Genomic DNA, 17,282 nt, shown 5'->3' with positions numbered 1-17,282 from the left:
TTTGCGCCGTTGCCGGCGTCACAACCCTCCTAGACAGTGACAGGGAAAGGAGGACAGAGCGAAGTCGTGTAATGTCCCGATCTGACGTGAACAGTCCGGTGGCTACCCTCCACCGCCAAACTGTCTGGCATCATGATGTCGGACTGCTGACGGCGGTGTGGCTGTTTATGACGGCGGTCTATGTCATTGGCGGAGCCTACGACACCGATGATTTCGGCCTCTGGCACCGCCTTGTATTCTGGCTGTTGGTGGCAGGCTTGCTGGTCTTCCAGCCAGCCTTTCTGGAAAGACTGTTTTCCCGTTTTACGCCGGTCAGCAGAATTGGCGGCTGGATCTCGGCTTTTTGTGCTGTCCTCGTCGCCATTCCTTTGGCAAGCCTCGAAATTCACTTGCTGAAGAGCACGCCGCTACTGCCGCGCGATCCCGATCCGTGGATAGAATTCATCCCCTTTATCGCCGCCCCGGTCGTGACCGTGTCAGGCTTTGTGCTTTTCCTGCGGTTTGCCTGGGAACAGCGTTTCCTCGAACCTCGTGGTCAGCGGCAGGATACAGCCGGTGTTGCCCGGGATCCGGACGCTCTCATCGGAGCGGAAACATTATATGTGCGCGCCCAGGACCATTATCTGGAAATCCGTAGGGAGACGGGCCGGCGGTTTGTACGGGGCCGGCTTGCGGATATCGCTGATAATGGCACCGCATTCGGCCTGAGCCCGCATCGGTCCTGGTGGGTGGCGGACCGGGCGGTCGAGGGCTATTTCAGGGCCGGAAGAGACATTCGATTGGTGTTGGTCGACGGCACACAACTGCCTGTCGGCCGCGCGAAGGTGGAGGAAGTCCGTCATCGCGGCTGGATGAAGAACCGCATTGAGCCTCACCGGCAGGCCTGATTGATCAGGGCCTCTGCCGCCTCTCCGATGGCGGCCAGCGCCTCCGGTGCCATGGCGTGGGGCGCGCTGGCATATTCCTGCGGCAAGCCCGTCAGGGCCCGCTGGAAAAGATGGTTGAGCCCGCCCAGATACGTCACTTCGGTCGGTTGATCGCCGCGCGCCGCGATCAGGCGGTCTGCATGCGCGACGCCCCGCACCTGCAGATCCATCCCGGCGAAGAAGGCATGGACCGGCCCTTCATAGGCGGCCATGGCAGACGCCGTGTCGAGATCCAGCGCGGCGCGGGCATAGGGCTGGGCCCAGATTGTGGCCTGCTGGCCGGCCACCGCTTCCGGCAAGCCCAGCTCGACCAGCGCGGCATTCATCGCCGCCATGTGATCCTCAATTGTCTCATCGCGCATGATGGCGAAGATCGCATCCTGGAGCGCCCGGTTCTGGTCAGCCTGGGCCTGTGTGCCACCCGATACCAGGATGATCGCCTCGGACTGGTCGTAAAGCGTCTCCGCCATCGTCATATGCATGCCGGCAAGGCTGATGATGAAGGCGGGATCAGCGCTGTCTGCTGCCAGGAAAGCAATCATGCCCCCCTCGGAGTGGCCCAGAATACCGGCGCATCTGTTATCAATCCCGTCTGCTTCACGCAGGGCAGACAGCGCCGCCCCCGCATCCACGGCCAGATCGGCGGGGGAGTCTGGCGCCACGGCATCGGAACCGCCAATACCTCTGTCATCCATGCGCAGGGTCGCAATGCCGCGCTCCGCCAGGCTGTCGGCCAGAACCGCGAAGCCCGGCTGACCGGCCACATTGGCATCGCGGTCCTGCGAGCCTGATCCATTGAGCAGCAGGATGGCAGGGAAAGGCCCATCGCCTTCTGGCAAAAGTAGCGTGCCGGCCAGCCGGACATCGCCCGACATCACAATGAAGTCCGCCGCAACATCACCGCCATCCTCGAACGCATTGCCGCGATAGAGGCTGAGCGGCAGCGTGGCCCCGCCCTGCCTGAAAGTGCCCGACAATTCATCATTCCCGGTCCGGTTCAGATCGAGCGCCGCACCGACGCTGGGAATAGTGCCGGCAAATCCTTCGGCATCGCGCTGCGTGATCTCCAGCGGCAACCGCGCGCCCGACTGGTCGACGCTGATCAGCACGGCTGTCTCGCCGCGCACTTCCAGCACCAGGCGCAGCGGCGCCCCGGCACTCAGAACGCCGGACCAATCGCCTTCATAATCATCGCTCTGGGCCAGCGCGGGCGCGGTCAGGAGAGCAAGCAGACAGGCGATCAGGCGCATGACGAACCTCTTTAGCTGAATTGCTAATTAGCCTTGACGCTAAATAATATATCTGTCAACCGTCGGGCATGAGCGATATTTTCAAGGCGCTGGGCCATCCGGTCCGCCGCCAGGTGCTGAAGAAATTGCGGGACGGACCGATGTCGGCCGGGGATCTGGCCGGCGCCTTCCCCGTGTCCAAGCCCACCATGTCCGGCCATTTCGCAGCGTTGAAGGAGGCGGGGCTGATCCTCGCCGAGCGCCACGGCACCACCATCCGCTACCGGCTCAATGCCGGCGCCGCGGAAGAAGCTATCGCCCTGCTCATGGATTTGATTGGAAAGGACAGCGCATGATCCGCCTCGGCCTGCTTATCTCTCTCATTGCCTTCATTATCGCCGCTGCCTTCTCCGCCTATGGCTGGATCCATACCGAGCCGGGCGCCCAGATACCGGTGCATTTCAGCCTGTCGGGCGAGGCCAACCGCTATGGTTCGAAGGCCGAGGCCTTTCTCTTCCTGCCGGCCCTGTTGATCGGGATTTCCTTCCTGATGAGCCTCGCCCCGTCGATTGACCCGCGCGGTGGGAATATCCGCCGCTCCCGGCCCATGTACATTGTCGGCTGGATCATCGGTGTTGTGGCCCTGGCTGGCGGCCAGGGGCTGATCACCTGGACGGCGGTGGGCGGCGGCATCGAGGGCGAAGCCATGGCCCGCTCGGTCGGCGTCTTCATTGCCATCATCATGCTGCTTCTCGGCCTGGTCGTCGCCAAGGCGCGGCCGAACTTCTTTGCCGGCATCCGCACGCCCTGGACGCTGTCGTCTGACCTTGCCTGGGACAAGACCCACCGCATGGCCAGCCGGATCTATCTGTTGATTGGCGCTGCAGGACTGGCGTCCGCTCTCCTCCTGCCGCCGGAAATGGTGACGATCGGCCTCCTGGTGGCCCTGTTGGCCAGCACGCTCGGCCTGGTCATCTATTCCTGGTTCGTCTGGAAGAATGACCCGGCCCGCGAAACCCTCTCCCCAGACGAGGCTGATTGATCTCTTGCGCCGCTTCGCACTTGCGATAATTTCCGCCCGAATTCTGTTTCGGGAGGCGCATCATGGCGCGCGAAGTCAACCGGGTTGTTCTCGCCTATTCCGGCGGTCTGGACACCTCCATTGCGGTGAAATGGCTGCAGGAGGCCTATGACGCCGAAGTGGTCACCTTTACCGCCGATCTCGGCCAGGGCGAGGAGATCGAGCCGGCGCGCGAAAAGGCGCTGGCCGCCGGGGTCAAGCCGGAACATATCTTCATCGAGGATCTGCGCGAGGAATTTGCCAGCGACTACATCTATCCGATGGTCCGGGCAAATGCGGTCTATGAAGGCCTCTACCTGCTCGGCACCTCGATTGCCCGCCCGCTGATTGCCAAGCGCCTCGTCGAGATCGCGCACGAGACCGGCGCCGACGCCGTTGCCCACGGCGCCACAGGCAAAGGCAATGACCAGGTCCGCTTCGAGCTCGCCTTTGCCGCGCTGGACCCGTCGCTGAAAGTCATCGCCCCCTGGCGGGAATGGGACCTCACTTCCCGCACCAGGCTGATCGCCTATGCCGAAAGCCGTGGCCTGTCCGTGCCCAAGGACAAGCGCGGCGAGGCGCCCTTCTCGGTTGATGCCAATCTCTGGCACACCTCTTCGGAGGGCAAGAATCTGGAAGACCCGTCGGCAGAGGCCTTCGAGGACACTTTCCAGCGCACGCTCGCCCCGCAACTGGCACCAGACGAGGCCGAATATATCGTCATCTCCTTCGACAAGGGCGATGCCGTGGCCATCAATGGCGAGGAGATGTCGCCGGCGGCGATCATCGAGAAACTCAACGAGATCGGTCACGGCCACGGCATTGGCCGCCTCGACCTGGTCGAGAACCGTTTTGTCGGAATGAAATCGCGCGGCATATATGAAACGCCCGGCGGCACGATCCTGATGTCAGCCCACCGGGGCATCGAGCAGATCACGCTCGACCGAGGCGCCATGCACCTCAAGGACGAGCTGATGCCGAAATACGCCAAGATGCTGTATGAAGGCTTCTGGTTCTCGCCCGAACGCGAAATGCTGCAGGCGGCGATCGATCTTTCCCAGAAATACGTCACCGGCGACGTCCGCCTGCGCCTGTTCAAGGGCTCGGTGAATGTGGTCGGCCGTCACTCCCCGGCGTCACTTTACAGCCTCGAACACGTCACATTTGAAGAAGATGATGTGTACGACCAGAAGGACGCACAGGGCTTCATCCGCCTGAATGCGCTGCGCCTGCAGCTCATGGCCGCGCGGAAGAAGCGATTGGGGGAGAATGACTGAGGCCGCAGAGGTTCCGCAAAAGCCGTTGATCCGCAAGGGATCGATCACAAGGCTTGTTGTTTCCTTTCTGCTCCTGTCGCCGGTCCTGGCGACGTCGGTTTTCCGGTTGCTGGATATTTACGGGTGGTGGTCGCTGAGCCCTGATCAATCCAATTGGGCGGTGCTGTGTGCAGTTCTTTTTCCGCCTGTCTGGTGCCTGCTGATCATTGTCTATTTCGCCCAACCGGAGGGTTTCTCATCTCTCCAGCAGAAAGTCCTTGTAGCCGGAGCATTCCTCTTCCTGTGGTTTCTGATGATCATCTGGCTGCCGGGAATGCTGCTGATGACACAGGCCGCATACGACTTCATGCGAACATACGGTCAGGAAGCCTGGGTACCGGGTGCCGGAATCGGTCTCTACATTATCGGATGGGTGTTGGCCGTAATGGCCGGCTATTACGTCCTGCGCAGCCTGCCACCGCCGCTTGGTCATCGGGTCAGGCTCTACTAGCCTCACCAAATTGTCAGCTGCGCTGCGCGCGCAATTATCGTCCAATACGCCATCGCGAAAAACCGAGTGTCTGCATGATCCGTTCAATCGTCGCCCTGTGCCTGTTGTCTTCCGCTGCTTTCGCGCAGGATGCGCCCGAACCGCTGGCTCCGTACGACACGTCCTACTCGCTGCGCCATGAGGCCGAGCGCGCCGCCGAAGCCGGTGATTTCGAAGCCGCGCGCCGGGCCATGCAGGCCGCGCTCGGCCTGCAACCGGGCAGCCCCGCCGTCCTGTTCGGCATGGCTCAGCTGGGCATTGCCAGCGGTAATGACGAGCTGGTGCTGACCGCGCTCGAAGATGTGGCCGCGGCGGGCATCCATGCCGACCTCTCCCGCCTCGGCGAGACCGCGGAACGGCTGCGGGCGGATTATCCTGATCGCTATGGCGCGATCGAAACGGCCATCGCCGCCAATGGCACACCTGTTGGCCGGGCCGAGCGCGCCTTGCGGGTCGATGTTCCCGGCAGCCTGATCGAGGGCGTGGCCGTCGAGATCGAGACCGACCGTTTCTTCCTGTCCGACGTGGTGGGCCGGCGCGTCCTGGTGGTCGAGCCCTTCGACCGGGCCTCCGCCCATGTCTTCGCTGATGCCGAAGACGGGCTCTATTCGCCCTTCGGCATTGTGTCCGATGATGTGAACCGGGTGATCTGGGTGGCCTCCGGCGTTTTGCCGCAAACCCCGCTCGAAGAGGGCGAAGAGGCCGGCACGGCGCTGCTGGCTCTCGATCTGGTGACCGGCGATCTCTATCGCCGCTACGAAGCCGACGGTGCCGAACGCTTTGCCGATCTCGTCACCCGCGACGGCATGGTCTGGCTGGTCGATAGCGGCGCCAACCGCATCTACACCCTGTCGTCTCTGTCGGGATCGCTGCGTGTTCTTTCCGAGGATCCGCGCTTTGCCAGCCTGCAGGGCGCCGCGCTGGCCGATGGCGCGCTCTATGTCGCCGATTATGCGCTGGGCCTGTGGCGGGTCGATCTGGCCGATGGCACGGCGCAACTGGTGCAGCCGGCCAATGAAAGCCTTCTGGGCATTGATGGTCTGGCTGCCACACGCGATGGCCGGCTGATTGCGGTCCGCAATGGCGTCAATCCGAATGCGGTGATGGCGATCGACCTCGGTTCAGACGGTCTGGCCGTTGCCGCAACGGAAATCCTGGTGCGCGGTCATGCCGATTTCGGCGAACCCACCCTGCTGGATGTTCAGGACGATCGCATCTTCTTCATCGCCAATGCGCCCTGGGCGCTATGGCCGGAAGACGGGTCCGGCCCGACGCAAACCGTGCCCCCCCTCGTCGTGTTGGAATATGATCTGGACTGATCTGGCAGCCTTCATCGCCGAGTGCTGACAGAGTATCTTTCAGAAATCATTCAGAAATTATCTGGAATGATCTGATCATCCAGTGCCGGGCGACGGCGTCCCGGCGGAAGGGAGGTCAGTCATGAAGACAGATATCGGCTTTATCCAGCAGCTTTCCGGCGCGCGCCTGACAACGGCGGAAATCTATTATCACATGCCTGATCATCCCGGCCTGCTTCAGAGCTTCCTCTGGCAGACTCTGGACAGGGCACCGGATTATCCGCGCCTGATCAAATTCCTGGATTTCTGGAAACGCGAGATCGAGGCGGTCATCCATTCCGTCCGCGTTGCCCATGCAGGGCTGATCACCCCGTCGGACTGGCGCGGCGTCGATCTCGATCTGCGCCTGCAATAGACGCCGCTAGTTCGCGTCCTCGATACCGCATTGCTCGCGCATGCCGGGTTCGGCGTCGGTCATTTTCTCGCGAATACCGGCAATGCCCTCCAGGTCCAGCGAGTGCTCCGCCGCGACACTCAGCAGGGCTTCCATGCTTTCCGGCGGATCCTGCATCATGGTCAGCATGAAGCGGACCTCATTGTCTTCCAGCGTGTCAGTGATCACTTCCGCCGCACAGCTGCATTGCTCGGGCGCATTGCCTTCGGCAACGCAACGCTCGGTCATGATCTCTTCGGCCGTCTGGGCGGATGCCGTGGCGGAAAGCGCGATAACGGCTATGCCGCCGGCAAGAATACGCAACATGGATTTCCCCTTGTGGATCTCTATCGGCCGGACACTGGCACGATTGCCATGAACTCCAAATGACCATTACTGGAAAAACCGCAGAGACAGGCGCATACTCTTTTTCGCGAGGACATTGATGACGAGGAGACGCATTATGCGGATCGCTGCCCTGTTATTGTCGGCCGGCCTGTTGCTGGCGGCCTGTGCCACGCCCACCCCCTATCAACCCTCCGGGGCGGACGGGACGCGCTACGGCTTTAGCGAACAACAGATCGAGCGCGACCGCTTCCGCATCAGTTTCGCGGGCAATTCGCTGACCGACCGCCAGACGGTCGAGACCTATCTGCTCTATCGCGCTGCGGAGCTGACCCGCTCGCAGGGTTATGACCATTTCACCGTGGTCCAGCGGGCCACGGATGAAAACACCACCGTCTTCAACACCGACCCGTTCTATTCCCGCTTCTATGTCGATTATCGCTACTACCATCCGCGCTGGGGCTGGCATGGCTGGCGCGACCCGTTCTGGGATGACACCCGCTATCGCGAGATCACCCGCTATGAAGCGACCGCCGAGATCGTGATGGGTCGCAACCCGTCCGGCGATGAGGCCAATGATTTCAATGCCGGCGAGGTGTTGCACAATCTCGGACCGGACATCGTCCGGCCGGAGACGGGCTAAACCTCAATCCCGCACATCGCCGCGATTACCTCCGGCGGCACCAGCAGCATGCCCATGCCCAGCGCGGCGATGATCAGACCCGCGGCCAGCCGGAATTGCGCCTTGTGGCCGGAGCGTTCCAGCCAGCCAATGCCCAGCGCCGTGGCGGTGACGGATGGCAATGTGCCGATGCCAAAGCCCAGCATGACCAGCGCGCCCTGAAGCGGGCTGCCGGAAATCATCGCATAGAGCAGGGCGGCATAGACCATGGCACAGGGCAAAGCGCCCCAGGCCAAGCCGGCGATCAGGGGCGAAGCCGGGCCCATCGCCTGCACCGGACGCAGGGCGATCCTCGTTATCGGCGCCAGCAAGCGGTCGAGCGCGGCAATGCCGGGGAGAAAGCCCGTCAGCGACAGGCCGATCCAGACCAGCATGATCGCCGCACCCCAGCGGAAGACGGCCTGGGCGGCGGAAAAATCCATCTGTGCATAGAGTTGTGTTCCGGCGAGCCCGACCGCCGCGCCGGCCAGCACATAGGCGATCATCTTGCCGGTCTGGGCGGTCATCAGGACACCCATCCGCGTGGCGGTCTTCTCATCCGGCGATAGTCCCAGCATCAGGCCCGACGCAATACCGCCGCACATGCCGGCACAATGCAGGCTGCTGGCCAGTCCGGCGATCAGGCCACCGAGAAAACTGATTTCCGCAAGGGCTTCCATGGCGTGCACACTGGCGGTAGTTTTTAGTGAGATAAAGCGCGGCTTTACGCCGCTGGGCGGAAGTCAAAAATCGCCCTATTATGCTTGTGGGAATTAGGGGAGATGACCATGGCTGCTGTTCAAATCAATGATATCCGTCCGGGCGCACCCATGCGCTGGCTGAAGGCGGGCGCTGGCGATATGGCGCGCGCGCCCATGGTCTCCATCGGATACGGGCTGATCTTCGTGGCCATCGGCGCGGCGCTGTCGCTGGGTTTGTGGTTTGTCGGCGCGGCGGCCTGGATTCCGGTGGCGCTGTCCAGCTTTGCCCTGATCGCCCCGCTGTTTGCCGTCGGCATCTACCAGATCTCCAAGCATATCGATGAAGGCAAGGCGGTAACCTTCAGCGATGTCTGGCTGGTGTCCGGCGAGAAGATCAGCCAGGTGGCCTTCCTCGGCCTCTTGCTGATCATTCTTCTGCTGGGCTGGGCGCGGATCGCGCAATTCCTCTACGCCTATTTTGCCTCGCAGGATTATACCACCCTGTCCGAGTTCACCTCATGGCTTCTGGGCAATCCGGCAGGCCTCGCCATGGCGGTAATCGGTACGGTCATAGGCGGCATGCTGGCACTGGCCGCCTTTGCCATCTCGGCGATTTCCTTCCCCATGCTGATCGACAAGCAGATCGATGCCGCCACGGCGCTGATCGCTTCGGTGACCGCGGTGCGCCGCAATCTCTTCCCGATGCTCACCTGGGCCTGGCTGATCGCCTTCTGGACGGTGATCGGGACGGCCTTCTTCGGGGTCGGACTGGCGATTGTCTTTCCATGGCTGGGCCATGCCAGCTGGCGCGCCTATCAGGATTTCTGCACTGATTGCGGCCCGTCCTCTGCCGGCTGATCCGGCAGCGGCCTGTCATCATCCTCAATGAGGATACGCTGGGCGGCGCCTTCCATGTCCTCATACTGTCCGGATTTCAGCGACCAGAGGAAGGCGCCGAGGCCCACCAGCCCCATGCCCAGGGCAATCGGTATGAGAAAGATCAACACGTCCATCAGCGAGACAGCCTCAGCGCGTTGAGCGTCACCAGCAGCGAGGACGCCGACATGGCGATCGCCGCGACCAGCGGTGTGACGAAACCGAACACGGCCAGCGGTACGGCGATCATGTTGTAGATCACGGCGAGGCCGAAATTCTCCAGCACGCGGCGCTTGGCCTTGCGGGCAATGATGATGGCTTCGGGAATGGCTGACAGCCGGTCGCGCTGGATCACGAAATCCGCTGCGGCCTGGCTGATATCCGACGCGCTGGCCAGCGACATGGAGACATGCGCCGAAGCCAGGGCCGGGGCATCATTGATACCGTCACCCACCATCAGCACGCGGCGGCCATCTTCTTTTGCTGCGGTCAGAGCGGCAATCTTCTCGGCCGGCTTCAGACCGGCGCGGAAATGATCCATCCCCAGCTGCGCGGCCATGCCGGCCACTGCGCCTTGATGATCACCCGACAGGATCTGCGCGGGCAGGCCCAGCGCCTCCACCTCGCGCACGGCGTCGCCGGCACCCTCGCGGGCGACATCGGTAAAGGCAAACCGCACCGGCACGGCATCACCTTTTTTCAGCCACACCTCGGAGGCGGCATCGCCCGCCGCGTCGATGCCCAGCCAGCCGGCTGATCCCAGCCGCACGGTCTCGCCATCAATGACCGCTTCCAGACCGCCACCGGCCACTTCAGTGACATTCTCTGCCGCCCTGCCCATGCCGGCCGGATCGGCAATCGCCCGTGACAGGGGATGGCGGCTGGTACGCGCCAGCATGGCGGCCAGCTGGACGTCTGCTTCGGAGATTTCGCTGCGATTGACCAGTTGCGGCTTGCCCATGGTCAGCGTGCCGGTCTTGTCGAACGCCGCGGCATCGGCTTCGGCCAGACGCTCCAGCGCATCGCCGGACTTCACCAGAATGCCCGAGCGGTATAGCCGCCCGGAGGCCACCACCTGGACCGCGGGAACGGCCAACGCCAGCGCGCACGGGCAGGTAATGATCAGCACCGCAATGGCATTGATGATGGCCTGATCAATCTCGGCGCCCAGCATCAGCCAGCCAATGACGGTCAGCGCCGCCAGCGAGTGCACGATCGGCACGTAAAGCCGCGCGGCGATATCGGCCAGCTTCACATAGCGCGAGCGGCTTTGCTCTCCGGCCTCAACAAGGCGTGTGATCTCGGCCAGCAGGCTGTCATCCTTGCGCGCCGTCGCTTTCACCGTCAGCGGCGCACCCAGATTGACCATGCCGGAGAAGATCTCCGTGCCCTTTTGCGCTTCCAGCGGGCGGGTCTCGCCGGTGACGAGGGCCGCATCCAGCTGGCTGGAGCCCGAAACCACTTCGGCATCGACGGCGACTTTCTCACCGGCGGCAATCAGCAGCGTATCGCCCGGCCGGATCTCGCGCGCCGGCACGGCCTTCACATGACCTTGCTCATCCACCCGGTTGGCGGTCGCAGCCTGCATCGCCGCCAGCCGCCGGGCAGCGGCACCGGCCTTGGCGCGGAGCCGGCTGTCCAGCCAGCGGCCGATCAGCAGGAAGAAGAGCAGCATGGCGGCGGCATCGAAATAGGTATGCCCGTTTCCGGCAAACATCTCGTAGAGTGAAAGGCCGCACGCCAGCAGTACGGCCAGCGAGATCGGCACATCCATATTCACCTGGCGGTGCGACAGCGCCTTCCAGGCCGAGGTGAAGAAGGGGCGGCCGGAATAGGCCACGGTTGGCAGGACGATCAGCGCGGAAAGCCAGTGAAACAGATCGCGCGTAATGTCGCCCATATCGGCCCCGGACCAGACCGAGACCGAGAACAGCATGGTGTTGGCCGTGGCAAATCCGGCTACGGCCATTGCCCGGACCAGGCGCTTTTCTTCCAGACTGGTGGGATCGGCACCGGTCTCCGGCTCGAAGGGCGTAGCCGGATAGCCGATCTCGCTGAGCTTCCTGACCATGGCATGGGCCTGGCTGGCGGGTCCGTCCCATTCCAGCGCCAGCCGTCCGGTCGACAAATTCAACCGCGCCTTGCGCACGCCCTTGAAGGCCTGCATGGCGGTTTCGACGCGCGAGATACAGCCGGCGCAATGCACGCCGGACACCAGAAGGTCCATCTCCTGGTGGCCATCACGTTCCCGAACAAAGGCCTCGGGATCGACAAAACCGGCGTCTATTGCAGCCATATGTCCTGTTCCAGCTCGAAGGGTGGGCCTTCCGGCGTCGAGACCACCAGAGTCCAGCGCCCGTCCGGCACCTCTGTATCGGCTTCATACACCCCGGCGCTGATCTCGGTCAGTGCCAGTTCGATATCACGCCCGGAATCGGCGGGATGGCGCAGCCGCGCATCCAGTACAAGTCCGGTCACCGGGGCATCCTGCGCATCCACAACGCCGATCTCGACGCGCGTGGAGGTTACCACACTCGTCGCGCTCCAGCCCAGACCGGCCTGCTCCTCGCGCCGTTCCAGCACATCATTATAGCGGATGCCCTGCACATAGGAGCGCGGCTCGTCCTCGCCGCGGAAGGTCCGCAAGGCGGTGGTCACGAAGAAGGCATCGACGGCAATGATCACGCCGAAAAAGACCAGTAATGCGATCAGGACGTGCCGTCCCTTGATTTCGCGGATCATCGTCCCGCTCCTGTCAGCAATACGGTGTCGGCCGTCCGGCTTTCCGTGCTGCCTTCCGGCGTCACGGTAAAGACAATCGGCAGATTGGCGGCGGTAATGGCGTCTTCCGGCAGGGTCAGGAAGATACGGAAATCCTGCGTTGCCTCGGCCGGCACATCGACGTTCAGGCCCCGGGCCGCATCCTGCCCGAGAATACGCCATTCCAGCCCGTCCGGCCCGTCAATCGAGACCGCATAGGTCTCGTCCGCATGCGTGCGGTTGATGACTTTCAGCGTATAGCCATTGCGCACGGACCCGTCCGATAATTGTACGAAATTCGGATTGCGATCGCGGGTGACATTCACATCCAGTGTCGCCCGCGTTGTCAGGCCGAACAGCATGATCGAGGCGGCAATCACCAGCGCGAAGCTGTAAACCAGCACGCGCGGGCGCAGGAAGCGGTAGACCGGCTTCTCGCCCTGCTGGCGGCGATCGATATTGACGTCCGTATCATAGGCGATCAGCCCGGTCGGGCGGTCCACCTTCTTCATGATGTCATCACAGGCATCGATGCACAGCGCACACTGGATGCATTCCAGTTGCGAGCCTTCGCGGATATCGATCCCCATCGGGCAGGCGGCCACACAGGCCTTGCAATCGATACAATCGCCCCGCCCCTCCCAGCTCTCATTCTTCTTGTGGGGGCCGCGCGGCTCGCCCCGGTCGACACGGTAGGCGACATTCAGCGCGTCCCGGTCGGTCATCGCGGCCTGGATACGCGGCCAGGGGCACATATAGGTGCAGACCTGCTCGCGCATCGTGCCGGCCAGCGAATAGGTGGTGAAGGTCAGGATCCCGAAGAAGAGATAGGACGACATCGCGGCCTGACCGGTGAAGAAATTCCCGATCGTGTCGAACGCATCGTGGAAATAGAGGATCCACGCCCCGCCCGTGGCCGCCGCGATCAGCAGCCAGACCGCGTGCTTGCCGGTTTTCCGCCAGGCCTTGTCGAATGACCATTTTGCCCGGTCCAGCTTGATCCGCTTGTTGCGGTCGCCCTCGAACAGGCGCTCGACAGCGATGAACAGATCGGTCCAGACCGTCTGCGGGCAGGCATAGCCGCACCAGACCCGGCCAAACAGGGCCGAGACCAGGAATAGTGACAGCGCTGCGATGATCAGAAGGCCGGAGACGTAATAGATTTCCTGCGGCCAGATCTCGATGAAGAAGAAATAGAAGCGCCGGCCCTCGAAATCGATCAGCACGGCCTGGTCAGGCGCCGAGGCCCCGCGATCCCAGCGCAGGAAGGGAATGAAATAATACGCGCCCAGCGCCAGGATCATGAATACCCATTTGGCGAAGCGGAATTTGCCGTGCACCAGCTTGGGATAGATCGGCTCGCGCTTTTTATAGAGCTTGCGCTTTTGCGGGTCATTGACCGCATCGACGTTGTGTTGGCGAACGCCGTCTGCGGCCTGCGGGGAGGAGGGGGCCGAACTCATTGTCTTATAATGCCTCTAAAGGGCAGATCCGGGGATGCGGCTATTCGCCCGCCGCGCCACCTTCAGCGCTTTCACCGCCACCCAGAGAATACACATAAGTGGCCAGCGCCGTGATCGTCGGATCATCCAGACGGCCTTCCCAGGCCGGCATGACGCCGTAGGGGCCGCGATAGATGGTCGCCGCGACCTGCTCGGGCGATCCGCCATACAGCCAGATATGATCGGTCAGATCCGGTGCGCCCTGACTGCGGTCTCCCGTGCCGGAAACGCCATGGCAGGTGGAACATTGCGAGGCGAAGATCTCGCCGCCCTCTTCCAGAGCCGCCGCATCGAAACCGGTCTCGCCGGACAGGTTCAGCACGTAATCACGGACATGATTGATCTGTTCGCGGGTCAGAAGCCCGTCCTCGCCATAGGCCGGCATTTGCGAGAAGCGCGTATCCGGGTGATCCGAACGGATACCGACCAGCAGTGTGTGGCGGATATCGTCGAACGAGCCGCCCCACAGCCATTCATCATCATTGAGATTGGGATAGCCGGTAAAACCCTGCGCGCCGGCACCGTGGCAGGTTGCGCAGAAATTGCCGAAGGCGGAATCCCCGGCGGCCAGCGCAAAGCGGAACAGCACCGGGTCCGCCTCGATCGCCGAATAGCCATTGGCGGCCTGCAACTGGCCATAGAGCTCCGAGCGCGAGGCCTGCAGTGCATCCATGTCGGCAGCGACATTCACACGCTCGGAATTGCCGGTAATCCCGGTCGTATTGCCCTGCATCCCGGGCGGGGCCGGCCAGGCCGGCATCAGCACCCAGTAGACAACAGACCAGGCGATACAGGCATAGAAGATCCACAGCCACCAGCGCGGAAGCGGATTGTCCAGCTCCTTGATGCCATCCCATTCATGACCGGTGGTTTCGGTTCCGGTCTCTTGATCGATATCTTTCTCAGACATGGGTCTATTCCTTTTCCCCGTCCCGAGGGGCCGGAGCATCATCGTTCAGCGGCATGCGGGCGGCAGCTTCGAACTTGGCGCCATTCTTGGGCCAGAGGGCGTAGACCAGAACGCCGATGAAAACGGCGAAAAAGAATAACAGCCCCCAGGTCTGCGCAAAGCTGGCGAGTGCCTCATACATGCGTGCGTCTCCTAGCGTTGGTTTTCCGCGGCCTCGGGCTCATAAGTGGAGAAATCCACCATCGTGCCCAGCACCTGCAGATAGGCGATCAGCGCATCCATCTCGGTGATCTCGCCGGCATTACCGTCGAAATCACGGACCTGGACTCCCGGATAGCGGGCGACCAGATCGTCATATCCGGAGGAGAATTCATCCAGCTGCGCCTCCAGATCGGTTCGGGCGCTTTCAACGGCCTCGTCCGAATAGGGAACGCCAAGGAACTGGTTGACCCGCAAATGCGCCTGGATGTTGGAATAATCCAGCGCCGCATCCGCCAGGAATGCGTAAGGCGGCATGATGGATTCCGGCACAACGGACTGCGGATTGATCAGGTGGTCCCGGTGCCATTCATCCGAATAGCGGCCGCCGACGCGGGCCAGGTCCGGCCCGGTCCGTTTCGATCCCCACTGGAAGGGGCGGTCATACATGCTTTCCGCCGCCAGCGAGTAATGACCATAGCGCTCCACCTCGTCGCGCAGCGGACGGATCATCTGGGAGTGGCAGTTATAGCAGCCCTCTCGCAGATAGATCTGGCGGCCCATCAGCTCCAGCGGGGTGTAGGGACGCACACCGTCCACCTCCTCGATCGTCGAGTTGAGGTAGAAAAGCGGTGCAATCTCGATGACCCCGCCCACCGAGACGGTGAGGATGATGCCCAGCGTCAGGATCAGCGAATTCTTCTCGAACAGCTTCTGGTGCAGGGTCGGTTTGGTATTGGTGTCAGCCATTATCCCTGCTCCTATTCCGCCGGGATCGCGCGCGGCTGCGGCGTGACCACATCTTCGGTCTCGCTCACATCGCCGGTGATCGTCTTGAACATGTTGTAGGCCATCAACAGGGCGCCCACGAGGTACATCGCCCCGCCCACGGCCCGGATGACATAGTAGGGATGCATGGCCTCGACGGTCTCGATGAAGGAATACTCCAGGAAGCCGAGATCATTATAGGCGCGCCACATCAGGCCCTGGGTAATGCCCGACGGCCACATTGCCGCGATGTAGAGCAGGATGCCCAGCGTCGAGAGCCAGAAATGCCACTCGATCAGGGACCGGCTCCACATGCCCTTCTTCTTCCACAGCCAGGGCACCAGGCAGTAGATCGCCCCGAAGGAGATCATACCCACCCAGCCCAGCGCACCGGAGTGCACATGGCCGATGGTCCAGTCCGTGTAGTGGGAGAGCGCATTGACCGCGCGGATACTCATCAGCGGGCCTTCAAAGGTCGACATGCCGTAGAAGGCGACCGAGACCACCATCATCCGGACCACCGGATCGGTGCGCAGCTTGTCCCAGGCCCCTGACAGCGTCATCAGACCGTTGATCATCCCGCCCCAGGACGGCATCCACAGCATCACCGAGAAGGTCATGCCCAGCGTCTGCGCCCATTCCGGCAGCGCCGTGTAGTGAAGGTGGTGAGGACCGGCCCAGATGTAGATGAAGATCAGCGTCCAGAAGTGCACGATGGACAGGCGGTAGGAATAGACCGGCCGCTCGACCCGCTTGGGAATGAAATAATACATGATCCCGAGGAAGCCGGCGGTGAGGAAGAAGCCTACCGCATTATGGCCGTACCACCATTGCGTCAGCGCGTTCTGCACGCCGGAGAACACCGAATAGCTGAAAGAGCCGAACGGGTTGATCGGGATGGAGAGATTGTTGACCAGGTGGAGGACGGCCACCGTCACGATGAAGGCCAGGAAGAACCAGTTGGCCACATAGATGTGCGGCTCTTTCCGCTTCCACAGCGTGCCCATGAAAACGCCCAGATAGGCCACCCAGACAATGGTCAGCCAGATATCGGCATACCATTCCGGCTCGGCATATTCCTGGCCCTGTGTGACGCCCATCAGATAGCCGGTCGCGGCAATCAGGATGAAGAACTGATAGCCCCAGAAGACGAACCACGGCCACAGACCGCCCGCCAGCCGCGCCCGCGAAGTGCGTTGCACGACATAGAAGGAGGTCGCGATCAGCGCATTGCCGCCGAAGGCGAAGATCACCGCTGAGGTGTGCAGCGGACGCAGGCGGCCGAAATTCAGGAAGCCGAACTGCTCGAAATAGAAAATGTCCGGGAAGGCCAGCTGCAGCGCGATGACCACACCGACCAGCAGGCCGGCGATCGCCCAGAAGATGGTGGCGATGGCGCCCGCCTTGATGACGTTGTCGTGGTAGAGGCCGCTTTCTTCATAGCGGCCATGGCCCGAATAGGCGTTGACCAGCATGTAGAGGCCGGCGATGAACCCGGCCAGCATCAGCCAGCCATGAGCCACCATTTGCGGATCGACGCCGCGGGCGGCAGCCATCAGACTCCAGAACGCGCCGAGAATGCAGATCAAACCGATCAGCATTCCGTCGAGGCCTGAAGACCGCACCGGCATCGCATTGGACTGCGACATGGAATGTCCCCCAGAATTTGATTCCCTGTGCGTGGATAAAACCACAGATGCGCGCAGACTACCTAGGGAAAACCCCCAGAAAAAATGTGGCGTTCTGTCTCACGCCAAAGAGTCGCAGGCCAATTGAACATTAACTCTCCGCAATGAGCCGCATTGCGGC

At 62.3% G+C, this 17,282-nt stretch carries 20 protein-coding genes; 9 read left to right on the top strand and 11 right to left on the bottom strand.

The window, feature by feature from the left end; genetic code table 11:
• The first annotated feature begins 71 nt into the window (after window positions 1-71).
• Window positions 72-887 (top strand): LytTR family DNA-binding domain-containing protein, encoded by an 816-nt coding sequence (locus tag V0U79_RS09185; protein ID WP_330199202.1) that lies wholly within the window; start codon window positions 72-74, stop codon window positions 885-887.
• Here the strand turns inward: V0U79_RS09185 and V0U79_RS09180 are convergent.
• A complete protein-coding gene (locus V0U79_RS09180) occupies window positions 872-2,176 on the bottom strand; it encodes an alpha/beta hydrolase family protein (RefSeq protein ID WP_330199201.1) in 1,305 nt (434 codons plus the stop codon). The genes V0U79_RS09185 and V0U79_RS09180 overlap by 16 nt on opposite strands.
• 68 nt (window positions 2,177-2,244) lie before the next feature.
• Between V0U79_RS09180 and V0U79_RS09175 the strand changes: the two genes are divergently transcribed.
• From V0U79_RS09175 to V0U79_RS09150, 6 genes are all read left to right on the top strand, one after another.
• The gene (locus tag V0U79_RS09175; protein WP_330199200.1) at window positions 2,245-2,511 is read left to right on the top strand and encodes a metalloregulator ArsR/SmtB family transcription factor; all 267 of its coding nucleotides are present in this window, start codon (window positions 2,245-2,247) and stop codon (window positions 2,509-2,511) included.
• The gene (locus V0U79_RS09170) at window positions 2,508-3,197 is read left to right on the top strand and encodes an SdpI family protein (protein ID WP_330199199.1); all 690 of its coding nucleotides are present in this window, start codon (window positions 2,508-2,510) and stop codon (window positions 3,195-3,197) included. The genes V0U79_RS09175 and V0U79_RS09170 overlap by 4 nt, the downstream gene beginning before the upstream one ends.
• 62 nt (window positions 3,198-3,259) lie before the next feature.
• A complete protein-coding gene (locus tag V0U79_RS09165) occupies window positions 3,260-4,492 on the top strand; it encodes an argininosuccinate synthase (RefSeq protein WP_330199198.1) in 1,233 nt (410 codons plus the stop codon).
• Entirely contained in the window at window positions 4,485-4,982 is a 498-nt protein-coding gene (locus V0U79_RS09160; protein WP_330199197.1) for a hypothetical protein, read from the top strand. The genes V0U79_RS09165 and V0U79_RS09160 overlap by 8 nt, the downstream gene beginning before the upstream one ends.
• Before the next feature lie 74 nt (window positions 4,983-5,056).
• Window positions 5,057-6,340, top strand: coding sequence for a hypothetical protein (locus tag V0U79_RS09155; RefSeq protein ID WP_330199196.1), 1,284 nt, complete (start codon window positions 5,057-5,059; stop codon window positions 6,338-6,340).
• A 121-nt stretch (window positions 6,341-6,461) separates the two neighbouring features.
• Window positions 6,462-6,734, top strand: a complete 273-nt coding sequence (locus V0U79_RS09150) for an usg protein (protein ID WP_330199195.1) — start codon at window positions 6,462-6,464, stop codon at window positions 6,732-6,734.
• 6 nt (window positions 6,735-6,740) lie between these two features.
• Here V0U79_RS09150 and V0U79_RS09145 read toward each other — a convergent pair whose 3' ends face one another.
• Entirely contained in the window at window positions 6,741-7,079 is a 339-nt protein-coding gene (locus V0U79_RS09145; RefSeq protein ID WP_330199194.1) for a hypothetical protein, read from the bottom strand.
• Window positions 7,080-7,215: 136 nt separating this feature from the next.
• Here V0U79_RS09145 and V0U79_RS09140 point away from each other — a divergent pair, with 136 nt between their 5' ends.
• Window positions 7,216-7,740 (top strand): CC0125/CC1285 family lipoprotein, encoded by a 525-nt coding sequence (locus tag V0U79_RS09140; RefSeq protein ID WP_330199193.1) that lies wholly within the window; start codon window positions 7,216-7,218, stop codon window positions 7,738-7,740.
• On the opposite strand, the gene V0U79_RS09135 is transcribed toward V0U79_RS09140, so the two are convergent.
• The gene (locus V0U79_RS09135; RefSeq protein ID WP_330199192.1) at window positions 7,737-8,438 is read right to left on the bottom strand and encodes a sulfite exporter TauE/SafE family protein; all 702 of its coding nucleotides are present in this window, start codon (window positions 8,436-8,438) and stop codon (window positions 7,737-7,739) included. The genes V0U79_RS09140 and V0U79_RS09135 overlap by 4 nt on opposite strands.
• A gap of 108 nt (window positions 8,439-8,546) precedes the next feature.
• On the opposite strand from V0U79_RS09135, the gene V0U79_RS09130 reads away from it, so the two are divergent.
• Complete coding sequence (locus V0U79_RS09130; protein ID WP_330199191.1) at window positions 8,547-9,317, top strand: DUF2189 domain-containing protein; 771 nt, start codon at window positions 8,547-8,549, stop codon at window positions 9,315-9,317.
• Here V0U79_RS09130 and ccoS read toward each other — a convergent pair.
• The 8 genes from ccoS to ccoN are packed head-to-tail and all read right to left on the bottom strand — an operon-like array spanning window position 9,275 to window position 17,122.
• On the bottom strand, window positions 9,275-9,472 hold the full coding sequence (ccoS, locus tag V0U79_RS09125) for a cbb3-type cytochrome oxidase assembly protein CcoS (RefSeq protein WP_330199190.1): 198 nt from the start codon (window positions 9,470-9,472) through the stop codon (window positions 9,275-9,277). The genes V0U79_RS09130 and ccoS overlap by 43 nt on opposite strands.
• Entirely contained in the window at window positions 9,472-11,631 is a 2,160-nt protein-coding gene (locus tag V0U79_RS09120) for a heavy metal translocating P-type ATPase (protein WP_330199189.1), read from the bottom strand. The genes ccoS and V0U79_RS09120 overlap by 1 nt, the downstream gene beginning before the upstream one ends.
• The gene (locus V0U79_RS09115; protein ID WP_330199188.1) at window positions 11,619-12,077 is read right to left on the bottom strand and encodes a FixH family protein; all 459 of its coding nucleotides are present in this window, start codon (window positions 12,075-12,077) and stop codon (window positions 11,619-11,621) included. Before V0U79_RS09115 ends, V0U79_RS09120 begins: the two co-directional genes overlap by 13 nt.
• Window positions 12,074-13,558: a cytochrome c oxidase accessory protein CcoG gene (gene ccoG, locus V0U79_RS09110; RefSeq protein ID WP_330199187.1), complete on the bottom strand. Its 1,485-nt coding sequence runs from the start codon at window positions 13,556-13,558 to the stop codon at window positions 12,074-12,076. The genes V0U79_RS09115 and ccoG overlap by 4 nt, the downstream gene beginning before the upstream one ends.
• A 40-nt stretch (window positions 13,559-13,598) precedes the next feature.
• Window positions 13,599-14,507 carry a cytochrome-c oxidase, cbb3-type subunit III gene (gene ccoP, locus V0U79_RS09105; protein WP_330199186.1) on the bottom strand — a complete coding sequence of 303 codons (909 nt, stop codon included), beginning with the start codon at window positions 14,505-14,507 and terminating at the stop codon, window positions 13,599-13,601.
• A gap of 4 nt (window positions 14,508-14,511) precedes the next feature.
• Window positions 14,512-14,688 carry a cbb3-type cytochrome c oxidase subunit 3 gene (locus V0U79_RS09100; RefSeq protein ID WP_330199185.1) on the bottom strand — a complete coding sequence of 59 codons (177 nt, stop codon included), beginning with the start codon at window positions 14,686-14,688 and terminating at the stop codon, window positions 14,512-14,514.
• Between the two features lie 11 nt (window positions 14,689-14,699).
• Window positions 14,700-15,455 (bottom strand): cytochrome-c oxidase, cbb3-type subunit II, encoded by a 756-nt coding sequence (ccoO, locus tag V0U79_RS09095; protein ID WP_330199184.1) that lies wholly within the window; start codon window positions 15,453-15,455, stop codon window positions 14,700-14,702.
• Between the two features lie 11 nt (window positions 15,456-15,466).
• Entirely contained in the window at window positions 15,467-17,122 is a 1,656-nt protein-coding gene (gene ccoN / locus V0U79_RS09090; protein ID WP_373696461.1) for a cytochrome-c oxidase, cbb3-type subunit I, read from the bottom strand.
• Window positions 17,123-17,282 lie beyond the last annotated feature (160 nt).

Source organism: Hyphobacterium lacteum (assembly GCF_036330345.1).
Lineage (GTDB): Bacteria > Pseudomonadota > Alphaproteobacteria > Caulobacterales > Maricaulaceae > Hyphobacterium > Hyphobacterium lacteum.
The sequence above is the reverse complement of the archived record's forward strand: the minus strand, read 5'-3'. Positions and strand labels throughout refer to the sequence as shown.